The following is a 21,685-nucleotide window of genomic DNA, read 5'->3' on the forward strand; positions in this document are numbered from 1 at the left end:
GAACGGGCGCCCCTCACCCGTAGAACAGCTTCTCGAACACCCGGCGGGAGCGGCGGGTCGCGGCCAGGTAGTCCTCCTCCAGTTGCGAAGCTGATCTCGGCGGATACCCGAGCAGACGGGCGATCCCGTCCAGCTGGCGGCGGTCGACGGGCAGCACATCGCTGGTGCGCCCGGTGAGCAGCGTGTTCGCGGAGCGCAACCGGCTCGACAGCAGCCAGGCTGCCCGCAGACGCTCGGCGTTGGCATCGGTGACAATGCCTTCTGCCCGTGCCACCTCCAGTGCGTCGAGCGTCGAGGTGGTACGCAGGCCTGGCACGCGATGTGCGAACTGCAGCTGCCACAGCTGCACCAGCCACTCGACGTCGCTGAGGGATCCCGGGCCGAGCTTCAGGTGCCGCTTGCGATCGACGCCCTGCGGCAGTCTCTCGTTCTCGACGCGCGCCTTGATCCGCTTGATCTCCCGGACGGCTGCCGGGTCCGCCCGCTCGGGGTAGCGCACTTCGTCCGCCAGCGCGAAGAACGCATCGATCAGGTTGCGGCTGCCCGCGGCTCCCCGCGCCCGCAACAGCGCCTGAGCCTCCCAGGGATGCGACCAGCGCCCGTAGTACTCGCCGTACGCGTCGAGCGAGCGCGCCATCGGTCCGTTGCGCCCCTCGGGGCGCAGGTCCGCGTCCAGATCGAGAGGAACCCGCGGATCCTCACTCAGCCGGCGCAGCTCCGACACCAGTTTCAGCGAGAGCTGAGTGGCACGTTCGCCGGGCAGCCCCTGTGGGTCGTAGACGAACATGATGTCGGCATCAGAGCCGAAGCCGAGCTCGCGTCCGCCGAAGCGGCCCATCGCGATCACGGAGAAGTCCAGCGATGCGTCCTCGATGGCCACGACTTCACGTCGGGCCGCCCGGAGGGTCGCCTGAATGGTCGCCTCCGTGATCGCGGTGAGGGACTCGGCCAGCTCCGTGATGGTGGTGACATCGAGCAGCGCGGCCATCGCGGTGCGCAGCAGCTCCCGCCGGCGCAGAGCGCGCACCGACTTCATCGCCTCCTCGCTCGTGCTGTGCCGGTCCTGGATGGCGCGTGCTTCGTCCAGGAGAGCCTGGCCCGAGCGCGGGCGCAGCAGTTCCGGGTTGTCCAGCCACGCGACCGACTCCGGAATCCACTCCATGAGCTCGCCCGCGTACCGTGAGGAGGTCAGCACGCGCGTCAGGTGCTCGGCGGCCTGGGACGAGTCGCGCAGCATGCGCAGGAACCAGGGCGTGTCGCCCAGCCGCTCCGAGATCCGCCGGAACGCGAGCAGCCCGTAGTCGGGGTCGATCCCCTCGCTGAACCAGCGGAGCATCACGGGCATCAGGTGCCGCTGGATGGTGGCCTTCCGGCTGAGCCCTGAGGTGAGCGCGCCGATGGTCCGCAGCGCTCCGGCAGGATCACGGAAGCCGATGGCAGCCAGACGGCTGTGTGCTTCATCGGCGGTGAGGGCACGTTCGTCGGCGCTGAGCCCCGCCACCGCGCTCAGCAGCGGCCGGTAGAACAGGCGTACGTGGATCTCCCGCACCTGCCGTCCCAGCTGCTCCCACATCGACTGGATCTCCTCGCCGGTCTCGGCGAGACGCGAAGCACGGGCGAGGAAGCGCAGGCCCTCGGCGGTGCGCGGCATGAGATGGGTGCGACGCAGACGATGCAGCTGCAGTCGGTGTTCCCACACCCGCAGCACGCGATAGTCGCGAGCGAACGCGGCGGCGTCCTCGCGGCCGATGTACCCTTCGGCCACGAGTGCGTCCAGGGCCGCGACGGTTCCGCGCTGACGCACGGCCGCGTCGCTCAGCCCGTGGACGAGCTGGAGGAGCTGCACCGTGAACTCGATGTCCCGGAGCCCCCCGGCGCCGAGCTTGAGCTGGTAGCCCTGGTCCTCGGCGGCGATGTGCTCCATGACGCGCTCACGCATCCGTTGCACGCTCTCGACGAAGTTCTCCCGCGCCGCGCTGCTCCACACCTGCGGTGCGAGCGCGGAGACGTAGTGTTCGCCCAGCTCCAGATCTCCGGCGATCGCACGAGCCTTCAGCAGCGCCTGGAACTCCCAGCTCTTCGCCCAGCGCTCGTAGTACGTGAGATGGGATTCGAGACTGCGCACGAGTGCGCCCTGCTTGCCCTCAGGGCGCAGGTTCGCATCGACCTCCCAGAGCGCCGGCTCCGCCTCGGTTCCGGACAGGCCGCGCATCGTCTCCACGGCCAGCCGCGTCGCGGCGTCGATCGCCCGGGGTTCGGAGATCACGTCCTCGTCGCTCGTGCCGCCGACGAAGATGACATCGACGTCGCTGACGTAGTTGAGCTCACGGGCGCCGGTCTTTCCCATGCCGACGATCGCGAGCCGCGTCGCGGCGATCTGGTCATGGCTGAAGGCCGCGAACGATCCGCCGCTCACGCGGGTGCGAGCTACGGCAAGCGATGCTTCGAGGGCGGCGGCGGCCGCATCGGCCAGGGCTGCGGCGACGTCGTCGAGAACGGCGACAGCGTCGGGGGCCGCAAGATCGAAGGCGGCGATGCGAGCCAGCATGCGGCGGTAGCGGATTCGCAGGTCGATCCATGCTGACTCGTCGCCGCGAGCAGCGAACCCGTCGACAGCACCCACGGCGTCGAGCAGTTCGTCCCGCAGCTCATCGGCGGTGGGGAGCCGCTCGGGGACCTCGGCGAGACCGGCGAACTCCGCAGGCCTGCGGAACACGAAGTCGCTCAGCCCCTCCGAGGCACCGAGAACCCGCCAGAGCGCCTCGATCCGCTCCGGTGTGCGCGGAGCGCGGCGTGCGGCCTCAGGGTCACGACGCGCGACGCGCAGGAAGCCGCGGAGCGCGGCGTCCGCGTCCGCCGCGACGCCCGCGGATGCGGCGAGATCCACGGTGTCGATCCCGGTGAGCCGGGACAGCTCCGCCAGCGCGTCGCGCGCCTCGCTCAATTCGGTGAAGCCGCGTCGGGCCAGCTCCGTCAGTGACAGGACGCGTTCCCGCTCCACAGCGGCCTCAGAGCATCTCGAGGTTGGTCTTCAGCTCGAACGGGGTGACCTGAGCGCGGTAGTCCGCCCATTCCTTGCGCTTGTTGTTCAGCACGTACTGGAAGACCTGCTCGCCGAGCGTCTCGGCGACCAGCTCCGACTCCTCCATGTACTCCAGCGCGTGATCCAGGCTCGCCGGCAGAGGCGAGTAGCCCAGCGCGCGCCGCTCCGCGTCCGTGAGCGACCAGACGTTGTCCTCGGCTTCAGGCGGAAGCTCGTACCCCTCCTCGATGCCCTTGAGGCCGGCCGCCAGCATCAGCGCGTACGCCAGATACGGATTGGCCGCCGAGTCCAGGGCGCGGTACTCGATGCGCGTGGACTGCGTCTTGTTCGGCTTGTACATGGGCACGCGGATCAGGGCGGAGCGGTTGTTGTGGCCCCAGCAGACGAAGCTCGGTGCCTCGTCGCCGCCCCACAGACGCTTGTAGGAGTTCACGAACTGATTCGTGACGGCTGTGATCTCGTTCGCATGACGCAGCAGTCCCGCGATGAACTGGCGTCCGATGCGGGAGAGCTGGTACTGCGCACCCTCTTCGTAGAACGCGTTGGTGTCACCCTCGAACAGCGACATGTGCGTGTGCATGCCGGATCCCGGGTGGCCGGATAGAGGCTTCGGCATGAAGGTGGCGTACACGCCCTGCTCGATGGCCACCTCCTTGATCACGGTGCGGAACGTCATGATGTTGTCCGCCGTGGCCAGCGCGTCGGCATAGCGCAGATCGATCTCGTTCTGGCCCGGGCCACCCTCGTGGTGGCTGTACTCCACCGAGATGCCGATGTCTTCCAGCATGCGCACGGAGCGGCGGCGGAAGTCGTGCGCTGTGCCACCGGGCACATTGTCGAAGTACCCTGCCGAGTCGACCGGCACGGGGATCCCGTCCGGGCCGAGCTGCGAGGACTTCAGCAGGTAGAACTCGATCTCCGGGTGGGTGTAGAAGGTGAAGCCGGCGTCCGCCGCCTTGGCCAGCGCACGCTTGAGCACATGACGCGGATCGGACACGGCGGGGCGGCCGTCCGGGGTGGTGAGGTCGCAGAACATCCGCGCGGTCGGGTCGGTCTCGCCCCGCCAGGGCAGGATCTGGAACGTCGCGGGGTCGGGCTGGGCGAGCAGATCGGACTCGTAGGTGCGGGTGAGCCCCTCGATGGCCGATCCGTCGAAGCCCAGGCCCTCCGCGAAGGCACCCTCGACCTCGGCGGGCGCCAGGGCGACGGACTTCAGCGTTCCGGTCACGTCGGTGAACCACAGGCGGACGAATTTGACTCCGCGCTCCTCGATGGTGCGAAGAACGAAGTCGCGCTGCTTGTCCATTCAGATCCTCTCCTGGCCTCGTGTCAGACTACTGGGCCGCCGCCCGCTCACGCCTCGTTCGCGACGCGGGGGTTCATGAACCCCAGGAGTCCTCCTGGGCCTCATCCTCGGCCCACGCACGCGAACGGGCCTGCAGGACCTCGGGGGCGTTCGCGGCTTCGGCCGCGGAGCGGAACGGCCCGATGCGGTCGTATCCGGGCGATTCCATGCCCTCCTCGACAGCACCTGTCTTCGGGTTGAACCAGAACGTGCCGGCTTCGGCGGGATCGGGCAGATTCGTCTCGGACATGGGTCCTCCTTCGTCACGTTCAGCCTACGGTCGGGCACCCCCGCGCGACCAGCATCGTGCGGCGCGTCACGCCAGTAGGCTGAACGCATGACTACTTCGCGTGCGATCGGTGTCGATATCGGCGGCACCGGCATCAAGGCCGGCATCGTGGACCTGGAGAAGGGGGAGCTCATCTCGTCGCGCGTTCGCGTATCCACTCCCGAGGGTGCCGAGCCGAAGGACGTGCTCGCCGCGGTCCAGCAGGTGCTCGAGACGCTCGAGGTCGCCGATTCCGACCTCCCGCTCGGCGTTGCCTTCCCGGCCATCGTGAAGCGCGGCATGACGCTCTCAGCCGCCAACATCTCACCGCTGTGGGTCGATTTCGAGGCGGAGAAGTTCTTCGAGAGCGGGCTCGGACGCGACATCACCTTCGTGAACGACGCCGATGCCGCCGGGGTGGCGGAGGTGCGTCACGGTGCAGCGCGCGGCCAGCAGGGACTCACGATCCTCACCACGCTGGGCACCGGCGTCGGCTCGGCGTTCCTCTACGACGGCGTGCTGATCCCGAACACGGAACTCGGTCACCTCAAGCGCAAGGAGAAGTCCATCGAGAAGTGGATGGCGTACTCGGCGAAAGAGCGTGACGAGCTGTCCTGGAAGCAGTGGGCCAAGCGGCTGCAGGAGTTCTACGCGCACGTCGAGTTCATCTTCTCCCCCGACCTGTTCGTGGTGGGCGGTGGTGTCTCCAAGCACCCGGACGAGTTCCTGCCGCTGCTGGATCTGAAGACCCCGATCGTCCCGGCCGTGCACCGCAACGCCGCGGGGATCATCGGCGCGGCGAGCCTCGCGGGCGACGGCCACTGAGATCACCCCCGGCAGGAGGGCTCCGTCGCCAGGCGGGGCCCTCCGTCGTCTCCCGGGGATGCACGCTCTGCGCCCGCGGGGCGTCCGGTGGGGTGAACGGGCCGGCCGATACGCCGGGTTCTGTCCGGTGACGAATCACCGTGACGGCCATCTCTCTCGGCGACACGTTGCCGTGCCGCTCCAGCGACCTACCCGAGGACTCGGCGAGCCGCGTCAGCATCCTCTGTCTGGTCTTGCTCCGGGTGAGGTTTACCGAGCAGATCGTGTCACCACGATCCCTGGTGGTCTCTTACGCCACCCTTTCACCCTTACCGGGACGAATCCCGGCGGTCTTCTCTCTGTGGCACTGTCTCGCGGATTACTCCGGGTGGGTGTTACCCACCACCCTGCTCTGTGGAGCCCGGACGTTCCTCGGTGCGGTTTCCCGCCACGCGACCGTCTGGCCGACCCATTCGCCTCCAGTCTACGCCGGGCGCCCCGCTACTTCGACGCGTCCTCGCCGATGCGCAGGTCGAGTCGGAAATCGAGCGGGAAGTCGCCGAACAGCAGACGTCCCGCGGCGTCGGCAGCATCGCGGACGACCTGAGCGGCCGCATCGGCGAGGGGCGTCGGAACGTGCAGCATCACCTCGTCGTGCAGGAAGAATGCCAGGTGAGCGCGGGAGGCGAACACCGGGCCGGAGGCCGGCGCGGCCTGATGGAGCCCGACGCCCGGAAGCTTGTCCAGACGGGTGCGGATCTCCGCCAGCCAGACCAGCGCCCACTCGGCAGCGGTTCCCTGGACGACGAAGTTGCGCGTGAACCGTCCGCGATCCTTCGCCCATCGGCGAGCCCGCTCCTCGTCGCTGCCGCGGGCATCGGCATCCGACGCGCGGCGCTGAACACCGACCCAGTCCTCACCGGGTTCCGGCGAGGTCCGGCCGAGCAGGGTAGACACGCGTCCACCGTCTTCGCCCATGCGCGCGGCGTTGTCGACGAGGGCCATCGCCCGGGGAAAGGCACGGCGCAGGCGCGGCACCAGGCGGCCCGCTTCTCCGGTCGTCGAGCCGTACATCGCCCCGAGCACGGCGATCTTCGCCTCCTGCCGTGTTGCCACCACACCGGCTTCCACCAAACCCGTGTAGAGATCGCGCCCTCGCGCGGCCTCCGCCATGGCTCGGTCCCCCGACAGCGCGGCCAGTACCCGTGGCTCCAGCTGCGAGACATCCGCGAGCACGAGCGACCAGCCGGGATCGGGCCGGACGGCGGGGCGGAGCTGCCGGGGCAGCTGGAGAGCACCGCCTCCGGCGGATGCCCAGCGCCCGGTGACCACCCCACCGGGGATGTAGACGGGACGGAACCGCCCGTCGTGCACCCACTCCGCCAGCCAGGCCCGGCCGTTGGCACTCTGCAGGCGAGTGATCCGGCGGTACTCCAGCAGAGGAGCGATAGCGGGGTGGTCGACCTCCGCCAGCTCCCATTTGCTGGTGGACTCGACGAGGATGCCCGCCCGGTGCAGGCCGCGCAGCAGCTTCGGCTGGCTGTCGAGACTCAGCGCCGGATCCCCGAGCATCTCACGCACCTGCGCCCCCAGTTCGGCGATGCGGCGCGGCGTGCCCGTCGCGTCGCGTGATCCGAGCTCGTCGTCGAGGATCGCCTCATGTGTGGGTACGTGCCAGGGAAGGCCGGCAGCACGCAGCTCCGCCGCGATGAGAGCACCCGCGGACTCGGCCACCGTGAGCAACCGCAGGCGGCCGTCCACGCTGTCGAGCAGGGCGCGTTGCCGGCCGAACTCCGCGAGGGCCTCATCGATCCCGTGGGGCACACCACGAGCAGCGTCGTCGAGGTCGAACAGCGCGTCCGCGCGCGGTGCCTCGATGTCGACCGGCGCGTCCCACCCTGACGGTGCGCGAAGCCGTTGCGCGGCGGCATCGGCGGCGGGCACCAGGATCGAATCGCGCAGGATCGCATGGCACAGCCGCAGATCCAGACACCGCTGCACGCGCACTCCCGCCGCCAGCAGCTCGGGATACCAGTGCGCGGTGTCGCTCCACACCCAGCGGGGGCGGGCGGACAGCTCGCGCTCCGCGACCCACTGCGGCAGCGCGGCACGCGTGAGGACGATCCGATCGATCTCGTCCTGGTTGCGGAGAGAGACCTCCACCGTGTCTCCGCGCGAGCCGATCACGGCCCAGGACGCGCCGGCGGGTGCCGTCATCGGCGCAGGCGCGTGATCACAGCCCCGACTCGTCAGTGCGGACGAGGATGGCCCCGCACTGCGGGCAGAAGACGACCTCGTCCGCCGCTGCGGCCGCCACCTCAGCAAGGTCGCTGCCGGAGAGTTCCATGCGGCACGCTTCACACATGCGCGCGCGCAGCAGGCCCGCTCCGTTGCCGGTGCGAGCGAGGCGCTCGTACTGGGCGAGCAGTGCCTCCGGCACCGTCCCGGTCACGGCCTCGCGATCGCGACGCAGCTGCTCCGCCGCGGTCGTCGCGTCCGCAACCTGGGCCTTCGCCTCCGCCGTGAGGCGGGATCCCTCCGCGTTCGTCTCGGCGATGAGCGCCTCCTGCTCGGCCACGCCTGCCTCCGCGGCCTCGAGCTTCTCCATCGCTTCCAGCTCCGCGTCCTCCAGGTCGCTGAGGCGCTTGGCGAGGCTTGCGATCTCGTTCTCGAGCGCAACAGCCTCCTTGGCGGACGCTCCGGCCAGACGGTCCGTGTCGCGCTCACGGCGCGCCCGGGCGGTGGCGACATCGGACTCGATGCGTCCGATCTCCGTCTTGAGATCATCCCGGACGCCGATGCGCTGCATGAGCTCCTGCGTCTGCGTGGCCCGCTGCGAGGCGAGCTCAGCGATCCGCGACGCATGCGCGGGATTCGCTCGCTGGTGCTCAGCGTGCTTCAGGCGACGGTCGATGTCCGCCACGTCGAGGAGGATGCGCTGGTCTGCCTGGCTCGCTTTCACTCCACCAATCTACCGTGCGCGCGCGGCTCTCACCCGTCGGCGGAGCTGCTCAGTCGATGTCGAGGAAGCCGAGCACCGCACCGCAGTGGAGGCACCGGAACCCGAACACGGCGAAGCCGGCCTGCTGCTGCGCGACCAGCTCGATCGCCTCCGCCGTGACGCCCAGCGCGTCACGGCGCTCGGGCGCAAGCAGACGCAGCCCCTCGGCATCGAGTTCTCCGATGAATGCGGCTGCGTCATCGCAGTGCGACTGCCATTCCTCGGGTTGATAGGTGGCGAAGCCCGGCGTCCGGGTGGCCACGTCATGCTGGACGTCAGGGGCGATGCCCGCCTCATCCAGGGCCCACGTGTCGACGAAACGCGCTCCCGCGCGAGCCGCTGAGCCGTCCGCGATGCACCACGGGCAGATATGAGCGAACTCGGCGCGACCGTACGGGCGCGGGACATACTCCCAGCCGCGGCGCCGCTCACAGCATGAGCATGCATTCGGCGAGCGTCGAACGGATCCGGTCGCCACCGGGTCGGGGTGGTAGCGGAATGCGGGCAGTTCCTCTCCCGTATCGAAGGTCGTCGGGTCAGGCGCGAGCTCGTCCACGCCCAGGCCCAGCGATTCGATGGGCGCGAACTGCATCTGCCGGTACAGGGTCATGCCCAGTCGCCCCCTGTTGTCCGGGTCCGGGAGCAGGGCCAGTCGCTCCACCTCACTCCAGCCGACACCGATGACCACGGCGTCGGATGGGAACGGCCGGCCCGGCTCCGGCTCTCCGAAGCCGGGAGCCGAGACGCGATCGACGGCGCGGGCGATGGCCGTCGCACGGGCGATGTCCTCGGCCGTGCGCATCATCCGCTTGCGATCGCCATCGTCTCGCACCGGCAACATCCGCCAGCGACGACCGGTCGTTCCGGCCGAGTCGTCGAGGATGAAACCGTTCTCGGAGAGGAGTCGCTCTCGCAGCCACTCCGGGAGGCGGGCACCCACCGAAGCCTCCACCCGGACGATGTCCTGCTCACGCGCCCCGCTCACACGAACGCCACCATCGCGGCGCCTGCTCCTGCCAGGCCCCAGCTGATGAGGCTTCCCACGAGGAACTCCTCCGCTTTGGAGCCTTCACCGGCGTTCTTCGAGATCTCCGGGAACCGGACGATCCCCTTCGCGGCCATCAGCGCAGCAACGACCCCCTGCGCTCCGGCAAGCGCCAGCGCGACGATGATCCACCTCTCCAGCGGACCGATCAGCCTGCCGCCGCGCATCTCGCCGGGGCGAAGCGGATCCGTCAGCCATCGGGTGCGCAACGCGTCACGGATCCGGGCTCCGAGGGTCGGCGACCCCTGCTGGGTGTGTCCGGCGGAGGTGATGAGCGAAGGTTCCTCGGCGACACGCGCACGACGCAGCGCCCCGCGGCAGATGAGGTTCGCGCTGAGCCCGAGAAAAAGGGTGACTCCCACGACAGCGACCGGCTTGGCGAACGGGATGGCGGTCGTGACCACGTATCCGAAGGTGCCGAAGCTCCCCACCAGAGGCAAGCCGGTGCCGCCGGCGATCATGATGCCGGCGATCACGGCGATGTATCCGAGCACAGATGCAGCCCAGAGGCCGGCGAGCACCGGCCATACGAAGGTGAGCACGGCGAGCACCGGCGCATAAGCGGCTGAGACCTGCATCGGCAGCACGGCGATTCCGACCAGCAGTGCCCACACCGCGATCACGACGACCCTCACGGTGAGCGAACGATTCCCGCGCTGCGCGCGCGTGATCAGCCATCCGATCATGTCGGCACCCGCGATACCCACCACGAGCAGTGCGGCGACCATGTTCACGCGCGACCTCCTGTCCACAACGACTGCACCGTCACCAGCGTGGCCGCGCCCGAGCGGCGTGCGCTCTGCGACACGGCGGATTGGGTGATCCCCTCCGCCTCCGCGATCTGTGCCTGAGACCGCCCGGCGATCATGGCGCATGCGATGCGCGCCTCCCGGGGCTTCATCGACCCGATGAGCTCATCGCGCAGGAGCAGCGCGGCATTGGTGTCGGCGGGCTCGTCCTCGCCGTCTACCACCCACGTACGGGCGCGTCCCGTGCGTCCGGCGAGCCGGTGCACGGTGTCGATCGCGCGGCGCGCCGACCACCACGCGCTGCCATCGTAGATCGGGATCTCGTCGGCGGCGCCGGAGACGATGCGGGATCGGCCTCGCCCGATTCCGAAGCGCACGTCCGTCCCGGTATCGACGGCCTCCAGGCGCACCAGAGTCGTGGCAGCACACGCGTCCGCCACCGAGGAGTAGGTGGCCTGAAACTCGTCGCCCGCCGTGGACCACAGCGCGAGCAAGGGCGGGACGCTCTCCTCCACCCGGCGGAACAGGGCATGAACGTTCGCCTGTACCGCCGCCCGGTCGTCGGCGCGACGAGAGCCGACGATGTCGACGATGATCGCTACAGTCTCGGTCATGCCTGAAGTATATAGCTTATATTTTCGCTTTATAAGCCATGTACTTCTTCACGAAGCTCAGGCGCGCGCGTCGTACTCCGCCCGAGAGGCTTCGATTCCCTCGCGATGCTCGATCGCCCATTCGGCGAGAGCCAGAGCGAGTTCGACGAATCCTCGCCCCCGATCGGTGAGTTCGTACTCCACCCGCGGCGGAACCTCCGCGTGCACCGTGCGGGTGAGGAGCCCATCGCGCTCGAGCTGACGCACCGTGAGGGTCAGCATCCGCTGGGATATGCCGGGAATGGCGTGGAGCAGTTCCGTGAAGCGCAGACGCTGCCCCTGCAGCGCACCGATCACCAGCACCGACCACTTGTCCCCCACCCGGTCCAGCACTTCGCGCACGACGCGGCCGTGGTCCGCCGGTCCGCGACCGTTGCACGCCGCCTCGTACGCGCTGGGCTCGACGATCGATGTCACCTGCTTACCTCCGTGTGCCTTTTGTATGCGTCCCTCAAGTGACGCATCATGAGGCCTGTTACTCATCGTAACCCTGTTCACAGAAGGAACCACATGATCATCGCCCTCTGGGCCGTCAACGCCCTCCTCGCTCTCGCCTTCCTCGGTGCCGGGGTCAACAAGCTCGTGAAGTCGAAGGATGCCCTCGTGGCGTCCGGCATGGCGTGGGCGAAGGGATTCCCGCCCGCCTCGCTGAAGGCGATCGGAGCGGCCGAGGTGGTCGGAGCGCTGGGCCTGATCCTGCCGCTCGCAACCGGCGTCGCACCGATCCTCTCCCCCATCGCTGCCACGTGCCTCGCGGTGATCATGCTCGGTGCCATCGTCGTCCACCTCCGCCACCGCGACGCCCTCAAGGTCACGCTTCCGTCGGCGGTGCTCGCGGTCATCTCGATCGTGAGCGCCGTCCTGGGCTTCCTCGTGGTCTGAGCGGTGCATAAGTGTGGGGCTGATATCAACGAAATATCAGCCCCACACTTATACCCGAGCATCGTCTCCCGGCTGCCGTCGCGGGCCCGAGAGGACAGACCGCGAGGGCCTTGAGGTCAGCGCGGCAAGTCCGGCGTCGAACGGCGCTGTGCGCAGAGTGCATGCCATATGACAGCACCGGTCGGTCAATCCTCGGCAAGGCGCCGCGCCAGTGTCGGATAGTCGATGACCACACCATCGCGATCGACCGTGAGCTCCGCATCGAAGTCCCGGCTCCGGCTGGTGTATCGAATCGAACGCGCGGAGCCTCCATCGGGCACCTCGGCGCCATAGAGCTGGCCGCTGCGCAGCACGCGAAGGGAGGGCACCTCGACCCACGCCATCACGAGCGACACCGCCTCAGAGGCGTGTTCCAGGAGTCCCAGGCGCCGGATCGGCATGACGTTGGTCAGAGGGCACAGGCCGAGGTCGCAGTCAACCGCGCCGTCGAGCACGCTCGGGTCCGGGATGCCGAGGTCCGGAAGATCGACGGATCCGTGCGCCTCCCCTGTCGTTCGCCAGTGTCCGTCCCCGGTGCGGCTGAGAACCAGGGATCTGTGCCACCCCTCACCGAAGCTCGACACCGCGAGCTCCTCGGTGATCCATCCCTCGCTCACACGGAGGCTCCATGCCGTCGAATAGCCGGCGGCTACGGATCCGCCGTGAGCGCGAAGGCTCTGATCCCCGAACCGGACGACGGCCGACTCGACACGACTCGTGTCGTCCACCCCGCGCCAGCGGTACCGCCGCAATTCCATGCCGACATGTTCCCACGACGGCGCCCTGCATGCCCAGGGTCGCCGCACCGTCAGGACACCGCGGCCTCGCGGGCGCGATACCACAGGGTGGGCTCGCCCAGCGCGCACGGTGGTCGAGGCGTGGGTCGCCGGTTCCCGGTCAGTCCCACGCTTTTTCACCCACGGTGTGTGCTCAGCAGCCGTCTCCGCCCGATAGAATGGACGGCGAGGGCCTTTAGCTCAGCTGGTAGAGCGCCACGTTTACACCGTGGATGTCGTCGGTTCGATCCCGGCAGGGCCCACCACATCATCAATAGCCGCGACCACGCGCTCCCGCGTGGTTCCGATCCGTCACTCATCCCGCTGCGTCACGCGAGCGAAAGACCAGCCACGACGCCGCGACGAGAAGCAGGGTCCCGGCTGCCATCACGGCCCGGCCCGGGATCGGTTCGAGGAGTCCGACTCCCGGATGAGGCGACGCCGCCCATCCCACCCATGACGGATGTCACGGGTGGGCATGACATCACGACACTTCTGCGCGAAGCGCGACGCGGGTTGGCTGGAGGTATGCGCAAGCCTCTGTGATTCGCTCGCGCCGAATCGGCAGGGATGGGGCCGGCCGCCGCTGGCTGACATCGTGGCCCGGCTGCGGGACGTGGCAGCACGCGACGAGGTGGAGTGGGTCCGCGTCGCGCTTCATGATGACACACAGCTGGACGATGCGGACGGGGACGTGATCGCGGAATCCGTCCTGTTCGCCACCACCCTCCCGGCCACCGAACTGGAGGAAGCCGTCGACATCGCCTGGCTGCACAGCGACGGCGTTGTCGAATCCGACGAGTCGTCCCTCGAGGACTACACCGAGGTCCCGGCTGTCCCCGGCCACCATCGCGTGGTGTCCCTGGTCTGGGACTGACGCGGAAACGGGCCCGTCCACATCAGGACAGCGCGGCCTCCCGGGTGCGGAACCACAGTGTGAGCTCGCCCAGCGCCCGTGCCGTGGTCGAGGCATCCGTCGCCGATTCCAGGTCGGCGAACGAGTCGCGGAATCCAGCGGGAACGGGCTCGACACCGCGACGGAACGAACGGTAGCCCATGCTCCAATCCGCGAACTTCCGCTCCGTGATCGGCTCCGACACCAGGATTCGCACGTCGTGATGACGGGAGTCGCGCCCAATCCGCTCGAGCAGGCTCTCGATGACCGACGGTGCACCTTCGAGGACCTGGATGAACCTGCCATCCCTGAACAGCAGCATGCCGGTGATGTGATTCTCCGTATTGAAGCGCCGGAATTCGACGAGGAGCTGGGCGAGCGCTGTCTCGCGGAACGGCTGCGAGGCGGTGCTGGCGTAGACGAGGGTGATCAGACCCTCACGGTTCGCGGTCACGGGGTCACTCCTTGGGCGTCGGCGCAATGCCGGGTCTGGTCGGTCGACTGCAGGTTCGTGACCGCGGAGGTCGCCTCGCGAAGCGAGGGGAAGTCGCCGACAGGCTGCGAGTGCGAGTCGTGCGCACGGAAGGTGCCATCGGGGCGGCGGTCGACGAACCCGAGGAAGTCACCCCCGCGACTGCCCACATGGAATCCGTCTTCGACACATGCCCACAGGACATCGGACGGGTACTGCTGTGCATCTGCCACAGCTTGATCGTATGGCTCTCCGGCCCCGCACCTGCGCCACGAGGTGCTCCAGCGTGCTCGCGGGTGTCCTTAGGATCGGAGGGTGAGCGAAGCCGAGACCCCGATCCCCCGGCCGGGAGCCGTCTATTTCGTCGGGCGCGCGGTGCTGCGCCCGCTCTTCACCGCTCTATACGGCGCGCGCACCAGCGGTCGCGAGCACGTGCCGCCGACCGGTGCGGTCCTTCTCGTCGCCAACCACCTGTCCGGGTGGGACACCGTGCTGATTCCGACGGCCGCATCGCGTCCCGTCCAGTTCCTGACCAAGTCGAGCCTGTTCACCCGACCCGGCCCCCTCGGGCGTGTCCTCCGCTGGTTCTTCACGTCGATCGGCGGCGTTCCGGTGCTTCGCACCGCAGGGCAGGCGGCACAGGCCGCCCTCGACTCCGGTGCCCGTATCCTCCGTGCCGGAAGCGTCTTCGCGGTGTTCCCGGAAGGTTCGCGCTCGCGCGATGGGCGCCTGTACCAGGGGCGCAGCGGGGCCGGCTGGATGGCGCTGGAGACCGGGGCGACGGTGGTGCCCGTCGGAGTGGTCGGAACGGCAGACATGGCCTTGTTCGGCCCCCTCCGCGGGCGCCCGCGCCCCGAGGCGCGCTTCGGCGCTCCGCTGGATCTCAGCGATCTGGAGGGCATGCCCCGCGGTGCCGCACGCCGTATCGCCACCGAACGCATCATGGCGGCCATCGCCGCCCTCACCGGTCAGGAGCGCGCGGACGAGGTGAACGGCTCGAGCCGGGACGCCGGCGCATAGCCGTTGCCCGCGCAGGCCGGGGAGCCTACCGTGAGGCCATGCGCACGCTCCGCTACTACATCAATGTCACGCTCGACGGTTGCGTGGACCACCGCGAGGGCAACCCCACAGAGGACGTGAACCGTGCCGCCACCGCGAGCATCGCCCGTGCCGACGAGCTCCTGTTCGGTCGTGTCGTCTACGAGATGATGCGCGATGCCTGGCGCGATCCGCTGCCCCCGGGCACGCCTGCGTGGGAGATCGAGTTCGCGGAGACGATCGGCCGCGCCCGCAAGAGCGTCTTCTCACGCACTCTCCCCTCCGTGGACTGGAACGCCGAACTGCTGCGCGGGGACCTGCTCGCGGCGGTGGCAGCCCTGAAAGAGCGAGCCGGCGGCGAGATTCTCGTCTCCGGGGTCACCCTGCCCACCGCGCTCGCGCAGCTGGACCTCATCGACGAGTACGAGTTCCTCGTGCAGCCGCACGTCGCTGGCCACGGTCCCTACCTGCTCGAGGGACTGACGAATCGGCCGGGCCTTGAGCCAGTGCATCGGGAGGAGTTCCCATCCGGGGCCGTCCTCACCCGCTTCCGCCGAACCCGCTGACCCTCCGCGATGACCACACGCGGCGTGCGGCGGAATGTGGGTAGGCTGGTGATGCGCATGCCGTGTGATGTCTACAACACCTCCCCGTGCGCCGATCCGCCCCTTTGGCATGATCTGCCAGTACGACGAAAGGTCGCCCGGTGACTGTTCACGACCAGGATCCCTACAGCCAAGAACCTCTCGACAGCGATCCCGAAGAGACCGCCGAGTGGCAGGAATCCCTCACCGATCTCGTTGATGCCAAGGGCCCGCAGCGCGGCCGGGAAATCATGCTCAGCATGCTCTCCACCTCGCGCGAGCTGCACCTGGGCGTCCCGATGGTTCCCACCACGGACTACATCAACACGATCGCGCCCGTCAACGAGCCGGAGTTCCCGGGCGATGAAGAACTGGAGCGCCGCTATCGTTCCTGGATCCGCTGGAACGCCGCCATCATGGTGCACCGCGCGCAGCGTCCCGGCATCGGCGTGGGCGGGCACATCTCCACGTACGCCGGAGCCGCCACCCTCTACGAGGTCGGCTTCAACCACTTCTTCCGCGGCCACGGTCACCCGGGCGGCGGCGATCAGATCTTCATCCAGGGTCACGCCTCCCCCGGCATCTACGCCCGCTCCTTCCTCGAGGGCCGCCTCACCGAGGCCCAGCTCGACGGATTCCGTCAGGAGAAGTCGGCAGGCGCCAACGGCCTGCCCTCGTACCCGCACCCGCGTCTCATGCCGGACTACTGGCAGTTCCCGACAGTCTCGATGGGCCTCGGCCCGATCAACGCCATCTATCAGGCGATGACCAACAAGTACCTCACCAACCGTGGCATCAAGGACGCCAGCGACTCGCACGTGTGGGCGTTCCTCGGCGACGGCGAGATGGACGAGGTCGAGTCGCGTGGCCAGCTGCAGGTGGCGGCCAACGAGGGCCTCGACAACCTCACCTTCGTGATCAACGCCAACCTCCAGCGCCTCGACGGTCCGGTGCGCGGTAACGGCAAGATCGTGCAGGAGCTGGAGAGCTTCTTCCGCGGTGCCGGCTGGAACGTCATCAAGGTGGTCTGGGGCCGGGAGTGGGACGAGCTGCTCGCCCGTGACAAGGACGGCGCGCTCGTCAACCTGATGAACGTCACCCCGGACGGCGACTACCAGACCTACAAGGCCGAGTCCGGCGCGTTCATCCGTGAGAACTTCTTCGGTCGTGACCCGCGCACGCTCGAGATGGTCAAGGACTACACCGACGACCAGATCTGGGGCCTGCGGCGCGGCGGCCATGATTACCGCAAGGTGTACGCCGCCTACAAGGCCGCGATGGAGCACAAGGGCCAGCCCACCGTCATCATCGCCAAGACGGTCAAGGGCTACGGCCTCGGCCCGCACTTCGAGGGCCGCAACGCCACGCACCAGATGAAGAAGATGACGCTGGACGACCTGAAGCTGTTCCGCGACACCATGCACATCCCGGTGTCCGACGCCCAGCTCGAGGCGAACCCGTACCTCCCGCCGTACTACAACCCGGGCGAGCAGGACGAGACCACGCAGTACATGCTGGAACGGCGCCGCTCCCTCGGTGGATTCCTCCCGGAGCGCCGCACCACGCACGTGGGTCTGGACCTGCCCGGCGACGACGCCTACAAGCTCGTCAAGAAGGGCTCCGGTACGCAGGAGATCGCCACGACGATGGCCTTCGCCCGCCTCCTCAAGGACCTGTTGCGCGACAAGAACATCGGACACCGCATCGTCCCCGTCATTCCCGACGAGGCCCGCACGTTCGGTATGGACGCGTACTTCCCGACCGCCAAGATCTACAACCCGCACGGCCAGAACTACGTCTCGGTCGACCGCGAGCTGCTGCTGGCGTACAAGGAGAGCCCGCAGGGTCAGATCGTCCACGTCGGCATCAACGAGGCCGGCGCCACCGCCGCGTTCACCACGACGGGAACCTCGTACGCCACGCACGGCGAGCCGCTGATTCCGGTCTACATCTTCTACTCGATGTTCGGCCACCAGCGCACCGGCGACGCCTTCTGGGCAGCGGGCGACCAGATGGCGCGCGGTTTCGTCATCGGCGCCACCGCCGGACGCACCACGCTCACCGGTGAGGGACTGCAGCACGCGGACGGACACTCGCCGCTGCTGGCCTCCACGAACCCGGCCACCATCGCGTACGACCCGGCCTACGGCTACGAGCTGGCGCACATCGTGCAGGCGGGCCTGGACCGCATGTACGGCGGAAACCACCCCGACCCCGACGTGATGTACTACATCACCGTCTACAACGAGCCGATCGTCCAGCCCGCCGAGCCCGAGGGCGTCGACGTGGATGGCATCCTGCGCGGCATGCACCGCATCTCCGAGGCCACGGGCTCCGGCCCCCGCGCTCAGCTCCTCGCCTCCGGCGTGGGAGTGCCGTGGGCGCTGGAGGCGCAGCAGCTGCTGGCCGACGACTGGGGTGTGTCTGCAGACGTCTGGTCGGTCACCTCGTGGGGAGAGCTGCGCAAGGACGGCCTCGCCGCCGATGAGCACAACTTCCTCCACCCGGAGGAGGAGCCGCTGGTTCCCTACGTCACGCGTCGCCTGAACGAGGCCGAGGGCCCCGTCACCGCGGTGAGCGACTACATGCACGCCGTGCAGGATCAGATTCGTCAGTGGGTGCCTCAGCGCTTCGCATCGCTCGGTGCCGACGGCTTCGGTTTCTCGGACACCCGCGCAGCGGCGCGTCGCTTCTTCAAGATCGACGGCCCGTCGATCGTGGTGCGCACGCTGCTGTCGCTGGCCGAGGACGGCAAGATCGACCGCTCGGTCGTGAAGGCCGCCATCGACAAGTACGACCTGTTCAACGTGAACGCCGGGACCAGCGGAAACGCGGGCGGCGAGAGCTGAGAGCGGTGGCGAACGCGCCCGCCGGGGACATCCCCCAGGACAAGGCCGAGACTCTCGCGTGGTTGCGCAAGATCTCGGGCGACCTGGCGACGGTGACCACGAAACGCCTCGAAGAGAGGCTGCCGTGGTACGCCGAGATGCCCCCGGCGCGGCGCTCGTCCGTGGGCCTGGTGGCGCAGGCCGGCATCACGTCCTTCATCCAGTGGTACGAGGACCCCACCTCCACTCCGTGGATCGCGGCGGACATCTTCGCCGCCGCTCCCCGTGAGCTCCTGCGCAGCGTCAGTCTGCAGCAGACGTTGCAGCTCATCCGCGTCACCGTGGAGGTCACCGAGGAGCGCGTCGCCGGACGCGGCGGTCACGTCCACGAGGCGATCCTGGAGTACTCCCGCGACCTCGCCTTCACCGCGGCCGACGTCTACGCCCGCGCGGCCGAAGCGCGCGGTCTGTGGGACGCGCGCCTGGAGGCCCTGGTGGTGGACTCGATCCTGACCGGCGAGACGGACGACGAGCTTCCCAGTCGCATCGCCGCCCTGGGCTGGCACGGCCACGGCGAAGTCAGCGTGCTGGTGGGCACCACACCCGCGATGTTCGACATCGATCAGGTCAGACGCACCGCCCGCAAGCTCGGCGTGGACGTGCTGGTCGGCGTTCAGGGCGCCCGGCTCGTGCTCGTGATCGGGCGTGCGCAGGATCCGGCTGCCGACACGGAGCCCGCCGAGGGCCGGCCCTTCGTCGACATCGCCCAGGCGATGGAGCCCTGTTTCGGCTCGGGCCACCTGGTGCTGGGCCCCACTGTCCCCGCCCTCGTGGACGCGAGCATGTCCGCGCGCGCGGCCCTCGCCGGATTCGCCGTCGCCAGCGGCTGGCGTCACGCGCCACGCCCGGTCGAAGCCGACGACCTCCTTCCCGAGCGCGCCCTCGCCGGCGACCCGCTGGCACGGACCACGCTCGTCGAGCGCATCTACCGTCCGCTGCTGGCCCACTCGGCAGACCTCGTCGCGACGCTGTGGAGCTACCTGGACAACGGCCGGTCGCTGGAGGCGACGGCCCGTGAGCTGTTCGTCCACCCGAACACCGTGCGCTACCGGCTGAAGCGAGTGAGCGAGATCATCGGCTGGGATGCCACCGGGCCGCGCGAGGCCCTGATCCTGCAGACCGCCCTGATCCTCGGCTCAATCGGGGCCGCAGACGGTGTGCGGCGGCGACCGACACGCCGCAACGGTCAAATCCTGTCGACTTCACACAAACAGTGATCGATTTTCTGTGAGGAGTATGCCAGCGCAGGGCGGAATTCCTTGGCAAACTGAATCAGTGATCGTCCTCGCATGCCCTGGTCAGGGCTCACAGACTCCCGGATTCCTCACCCCCTGGCTCGAGCTGGCGGGCGCTCGTGAACGTCTGCAGGCGTACTCCGACGCGGCCCAGGTCGACCTGATCGCGCACGGGACCGAGTCCGACGCCGACACCATCCGCGACACCTCCATCGCGCAGCCGCTGATCGTCGCGGCCAGTCTCCTCGCGTTCCACGCGCTGGGAGATGCTGCCTCCCGCGCAGGCGGTGTGGCGGGCCACTCGGTCGGTGAGGTGGCGGCGCTCGCGGCGACGGGCATCGTCTCGGACGAGCACGCGATGCACCTTGTGGGCGAGCGCGGACGCGCAATGGCCGCAGCCGCGGCGGAGGCGGCCACCGGCATGGCCGCCGTGGTCGGCGGCGTCGAGTCCGATGTACTCGCAGCCATCGCCGACGCGGGCCTGGAGCCGGCCAACTTCAACGGAGGTGGTCAGATCGTCGCCGCCGGATCGGTGGAGGGCCTCGCAGCCCTCGGCGACAATGCCCCGCGTGGAGCTCGCGTGATCCCGCTTCAGGTGGCCGGAGCATTCCACACCCGCTACATGGCCTCGGCGCGTCCCGCGCTGCAGAGTGCGGTCGAGGCCGCCTCAGCCGACGGCGTACTGGCCCCGGACCGCACGCTGTGGACCAACAGCGACGGCACTGTCATCACGGACGGGAACCGCGCCCTGGAGCTGATCGTCCATCAGATCACCTCCCCCGTGCGCTGGGACCTCTGCATGGCGTCCTTCGCCGATGCCGGAATCACCGGCATGATCGAGCTGGCCCCGGCCGGCGCTCTGGTCGGCCTCGCCAAGCGCGGCCTTCGCGGCGTGCCGACGGTAGCCGTCAAGACCCCGGACGACCTGGAAGCGGCCGTCGCGATGCTGAACGGAGAGAACGCATGAGCGTCACGCTGACCCAGGGGCAGGGCCCCGCCTTCACCCGGATCTACTCCTACGGCGCCGCCCGTGGCGAGAACGCGGTGACCAACGACGAGATCGTCGAGCCGATCAACTCGTCCGACGAGTGGATCCGCCAGCGCACCGGCGTGGTGACGCGCGTACGGGCCGTCGCCACCACGAGCGCCACCGACCTGGCCACCGCGGCCGCCGCCGAGGCCATCGCGAAGAGCGGCGTCGATCCGTCAGAGATCGACCTCGTCATCTGCGCCACCATCAGCAACGTGCAGCAGACCCCGTCGATGTCGGCCGTCGTCGCCGACCGCGTCGGCGCCAACCCGGCCGCCGCCTACGACAGCAACGCCGCATGCGCCGGCTTCACCTACGGCGTGGCCCAGGCCGACGCCCTGATCCGTGCGGGCGCAGCCAAGTATGCCGTGGTCATCGGTGCGGAGAAGCTGTCCGACGTCATCGACCCCACCGACCGGACGATCTCGTTCCTGCTCGGCGACGGCGCCGGCGCCGTGGTCATCGGCCCGAGCGACACCCCCGGCATCTCCGCGACGGTGTGGGGTTCGGACGGCTCCAAGGCCGACACCGTGGGCATGGACCACACCCTCGTGGAGTTCCGCGACGGCGAGGCGAAGTGGCCGACGCTGCGCCAGGAGGGTCCGAGCGTCTTCCGCTGGGCGGTGTGGGAGATGGCCAAGGTCGCCAAGCAGGCCCTCGAGGTCGCGGGTGTCCAGGCTTCCGACCTCGCCGCATTCGTCCCCCATCAGGCCAACATGCGCATCATCGACGAGTTCGCCAAGCAGCTCGGGCTGCCCGAGAGCGTCGTGATCGCCCGCGACATCGAGACCACGGGCAACACGTCCGCCGCCTCGGTCCCCCTCGCGACGCACCGCCTGCTCGAGGAGCACCCGGAGCTGAGCGGCGGCCTTGCGCTGCAGATCGGCTTCGGTGCCGGACTGGTGTACGGCGCGCAGGTCGTCGTCCTCCCCTGACGC

At 68.9% G+C, this 21,685-nt stretch carries 21 protein-coding genes, 1 tRNA gene and 1 other RNA gene; 10 read left to right on the forward strand and 13 right to left on the reverse strand.

What is annotated here, in order from left to right; all coding sequences use genetic code 11:
* Positions 1-13 precede the first annotated feature (13 nt).
* The 3 genes from LQ566_RS04085 to LQ566_RS04095 form a co-directional block, all read right to left on the reverse strand.
* Entirely contained in the window at positions 14-3,001 is a 2,988-nt protein-coding gene (locus LQ566_RS04085; RefSeq protein ID WP_231090309.1) for a bifunctional [glutamine synthetase] adenylyltransferase/[glutamine synthetase]-adenylyl-L-tyrosine phosphorylase, read from the reverse strand.
* A 7-nt stretch (positions 3,002-3,008) separates the two neighbouring features.
* Complete coding sequence (gene glnA / locus LQ566_RS04090) at positions 3,009-4,349, reverse strand: type I glutamate--ammonia ligase (RefSeq protein ID WP_231090310.1); 1,341 nt, start codon at positions 4,347-4,349, stop codon at positions 3,009-3,011.
* Positions 4,350-4,422: 73 nt separating this feature from the next.
* On the reverse strand, positions 4,423-4,638 hold the full coding sequence (locus LQ566_RS04095) for an SPOR domain-containing protein (protein WP_231090311.1): 216 nt from the start codon (positions 4,636-4,638) through the stop codon (positions 4,423-4,425).
* 87 nt (positions 4,639-4,725) lie between these two features.
* Here LQ566_RS04095 and ppgK point away from each other — a divergent pair, with 87 nt between their 5' ends.
* Positions 4,726-5,481: a polyphosphate--glucose phosphotransferase gene (gene ppgK, locus LQ566_RS04100; protein WP_231090312.1), complete on the forward strand. Its 756-nt coding sequence runs from the start codon at positions 4,726-4,728 to the stop codon at positions 5,479-5,481.
* 93 nt (positions 5,482-5,574) lie between these two features.
* On the opposite strand, the gene rnpB is transcribed toward ppgK, so the two are convergent.
* From rnpB to LQ566_RS04135, 7 genes are all read right to left on the reverse strand, one after another.
* An RNA gene (gene rnpB / locus LQ566_RS04105) (RNase P RNA component class A) lies at positions 5,575-5,932 on the reverse strand.
* 29 nt (positions 5,933-5,961) lie between these two features.
* Positions 5,962-7,677 (reverse strand): bifunctional 3'-5' exonuclease/DNA polymerase, encoded by a 1,716-nt coding sequence (locus LQ566_RS04110; protein WP_231090313.1) that lies wholly within the window; start codon positions 7,675-7,677, stop codon positions 5,962-5,964.
* A 16-nt stretch (positions 7,678-7,693) separates the two neighbouring features.
* Positions 7,694-8,422 (reverse strand): zinc ribbon domain-containing protein, encoded by a 729-nt coding sequence (locus LQ566_RS04115; protein WP_231090314.1) that lies wholly within the window; start codon positions 8,420-8,422, stop codon positions 7,694-7,696.
* A 49-nt stretch (positions 8,423-8,471) separates the two neighbouring features.
* Positions 8,472-9,446: a CbrC family protein gene (locus LQ566_RS17610; RefSeq protein WP_231090315.1), complete on the reverse strand. Its 975-nt coding sequence runs from the start codon at positions 9,444-9,446 to the stop codon at positions 8,472-8,474.
* On the reverse strand, positions 9,443-10,234 hold the full coding sequence (locus tag LQ566_RS04125; protein ID WP_231091372.1) for a hypothetical protein: 792 nt from the start codon (positions 10,232-10,234) through the stop codon (positions 9,443-9,445). The genes LQ566_RS17610 and LQ566_RS04125 overlap by 4 nt, the downstream gene beginning before the upstream one ends.
* Positions 10,235-10,236: 2 nt before the next feature.
* Positions 10,237-10,869 carry a SatD family protein gene (locus LQ566_RS04130; protein WP_231090316.1) on the reverse strand — a complete coding sequence of 211 codons (633 nt, stop codon included), beginning with the start codon at positions 10,867-10,869 and terminating at the stop codon, positions 10,237-10,239.
* A gap of 57 nt (positions 10,870-10,926) precedes the next feature.
* Positions 10,927-11,325, reverse strand: a complete 399-nt coding sequence (locus LQ566_RS04135; protein ID WP_231090317.1) for a winged helix-turn-helix transcriptional regulator — start codon at positions 11,323-11,325, stop codon at positions 10,927-10,929.
* Positions 11,326-11,418: 93 nt separating this feature from the next.
* Here LQ566_RS04135 and LQ566_RS04140 point away from each other — a divergent pair, with 93 nt between their 5' ends.
* Positions 11,419-11,790, forward strand: coding sequence for a DoxX family protein (locus LQ566_RS04140; protein ID WP_231090318.1), 372 nt, complete (start codon positions 11,419-11,421; stop codon positions 11,788-11,790).
* A gap of 185 nt (positions 11,791-11,975) precedes the next feature.
* Here the strand turns inward: LQ566_RS04140 and LQ566_RS04145 are convergent, their stop codons facing one another.
* The gene (locus LQ566_RS04145; protein ID WP_231090319.1) at positions 11,976-12,587 is read right to left on the reverse strand and encodes a putative glycolipid-binding domain-containing protein; all 612 of its coding nucleotides are present in this window, start codon (positions 12,585-12,587) and stop codon (positions 11,976-11,978) included.
* A gap of 208 nt (positions 12,588-12,795) precedes the next feature.
* Between LQ566_RS04145 and LQ566_RS04150 the strand changes: the two genes are divergently transcribed.
* Positions 12,796-12,871: transfer RNA gene (locus LQ566_RS04150), tRNA-Val, on the forward strand.
* Positions 12,872-13,083: 212 nt separating this feature from the next.
* Complete coding sequence (locus LQ566_RS04155; protein ID WP_504754463.1) at positions 13,084-13,482, forward strand: YfbO family protein; 399 nt, start codon at positions 13,084-13,086, stop codon at positions 13,480-13,482.
* Positions 13,483-13,504: 22 nt separating this feature from the next.
* Here the strand turns inward: LQ566_RS04155 and LQ566_RS04160 are convergent, their stop codons facing one another.
* Positions 13,505-13,954 carry a BLUF domain-containing protein gene (locus LQ566_RS04160; protein WP_231090321.1) on the reverse strand — a complete coding sequence of 150 codons (450 nt, stop codon included), beginning with the start codon at positions 13,952-13,954 and terminating at the stop codon, positions 13,505-13,507.
* Positions 13,951-14,205, reverse strand: coding sequence for a hypothetical protein (locus tag LQ566_RS04165; protein WP_231090322.1), 255 nt, complete (start codon positions 14,203-14,205; stop codon positions 13,951-13,953). The genes LQ566_RS04160 and LQ566_RS04165 overlap by 4 nt, the downstream gene beginning before the upstream one ends.
* Before the next feature lie 82 nt (positions 14,206-14,287).
* Between LQ566_RS04165 and LQ566_RS04170 the strand changes: the two genes are divergently transcribed.
* The 6 genes from LQ566_RS04170 (at position 14,288) to LQ566_RS04195 (ending at position 21,682) form a co-directional block, all read left to right on the forward strand.
* Positions 14,288-14,992 (forward strand): lysophospholipid acyltransferase family protein, encoded by a 705-nt coding sequence (locus LQ566_RS04170; RefSeq protein ID WP_231090323.1) that lies wholly within the window; start codon positions 14,288-14,290, stop codon positions 14,990-14,992.
* Positions 14,993-15,030: 38 nt separating this feature from the next.
* A complete protein-coding gene (locus LQ566_RS04175; RefSeq protein ID WP_231090324.1) occupies positions 15,031-15,576 on the forward strand; it encodes a dihydrofolate reductase family protein in 546 nt (181 codons plus the stop codon).
* Positions 15,577-15,716: 140 nt separating this feature from the next.
* The gene (gene aceE / locus LQ566_RS04180; RefSeq protein WP_231090325.1) at positions 15,717-18,443 is read left to right on the forward strand and encodes a pyruvate dehydrogenase (acetyl-transferring), homodimeric type; all 2,727 of its coding nucleotides are present in this window, start codon (positions 15,717-15,719) and stop codon (positions 18,441-18,443) included.
* Between the two features lie 5 nt (positions 18,444-18,448).
* Complete coding sequence (locus LQ566_RS04185; protein WP_231090326.1) at positions 18,449-19,699, forward strand: PucR family transcriptional regulator; 1,251 nt, start codon at positions 18,449-18,451, stop codon at positions 19,697-19,699.
* A 58-nt stretch (positions 19,700-19,757) separates the two neighbouring features.
* A complete protein-coding gene (locus tag LQ566_RS04190; protein ID WP_231090327.1) occupies positions 19,758-20,684 on the forward strand; it encodes an ACP S-malonyltransferase in 927 nt (308 codons plus the stop codon).
* Entirely contained in the window at positions 20,681-21,682 is a 1,002-nt protein-coding gene (locus LQ566_RS04195; protein ID WP_231090328.1) for a beta-ketoacyl-ACP synthase III, read from the forward strand. Before LQ566_RS04190 ends, LQ566_RS04195 begins: the two co-directional genes overlap by 4 nt.
* The last annotated feature ends 3 nt before the right edge of the window (positions 21,683-21,685 follow it).

The sequence above is a fragment of the Microbacterium nymphoidis genome (genome assembly GCF_021044885.1).
Taxonomy (GTDB): domain Bacteria; phylum Actinomycetota; class Actinomycetes; order Actinomycetales; family Microbacteriaceae; genus Microbacterium; species Microbacterium nymphoidis.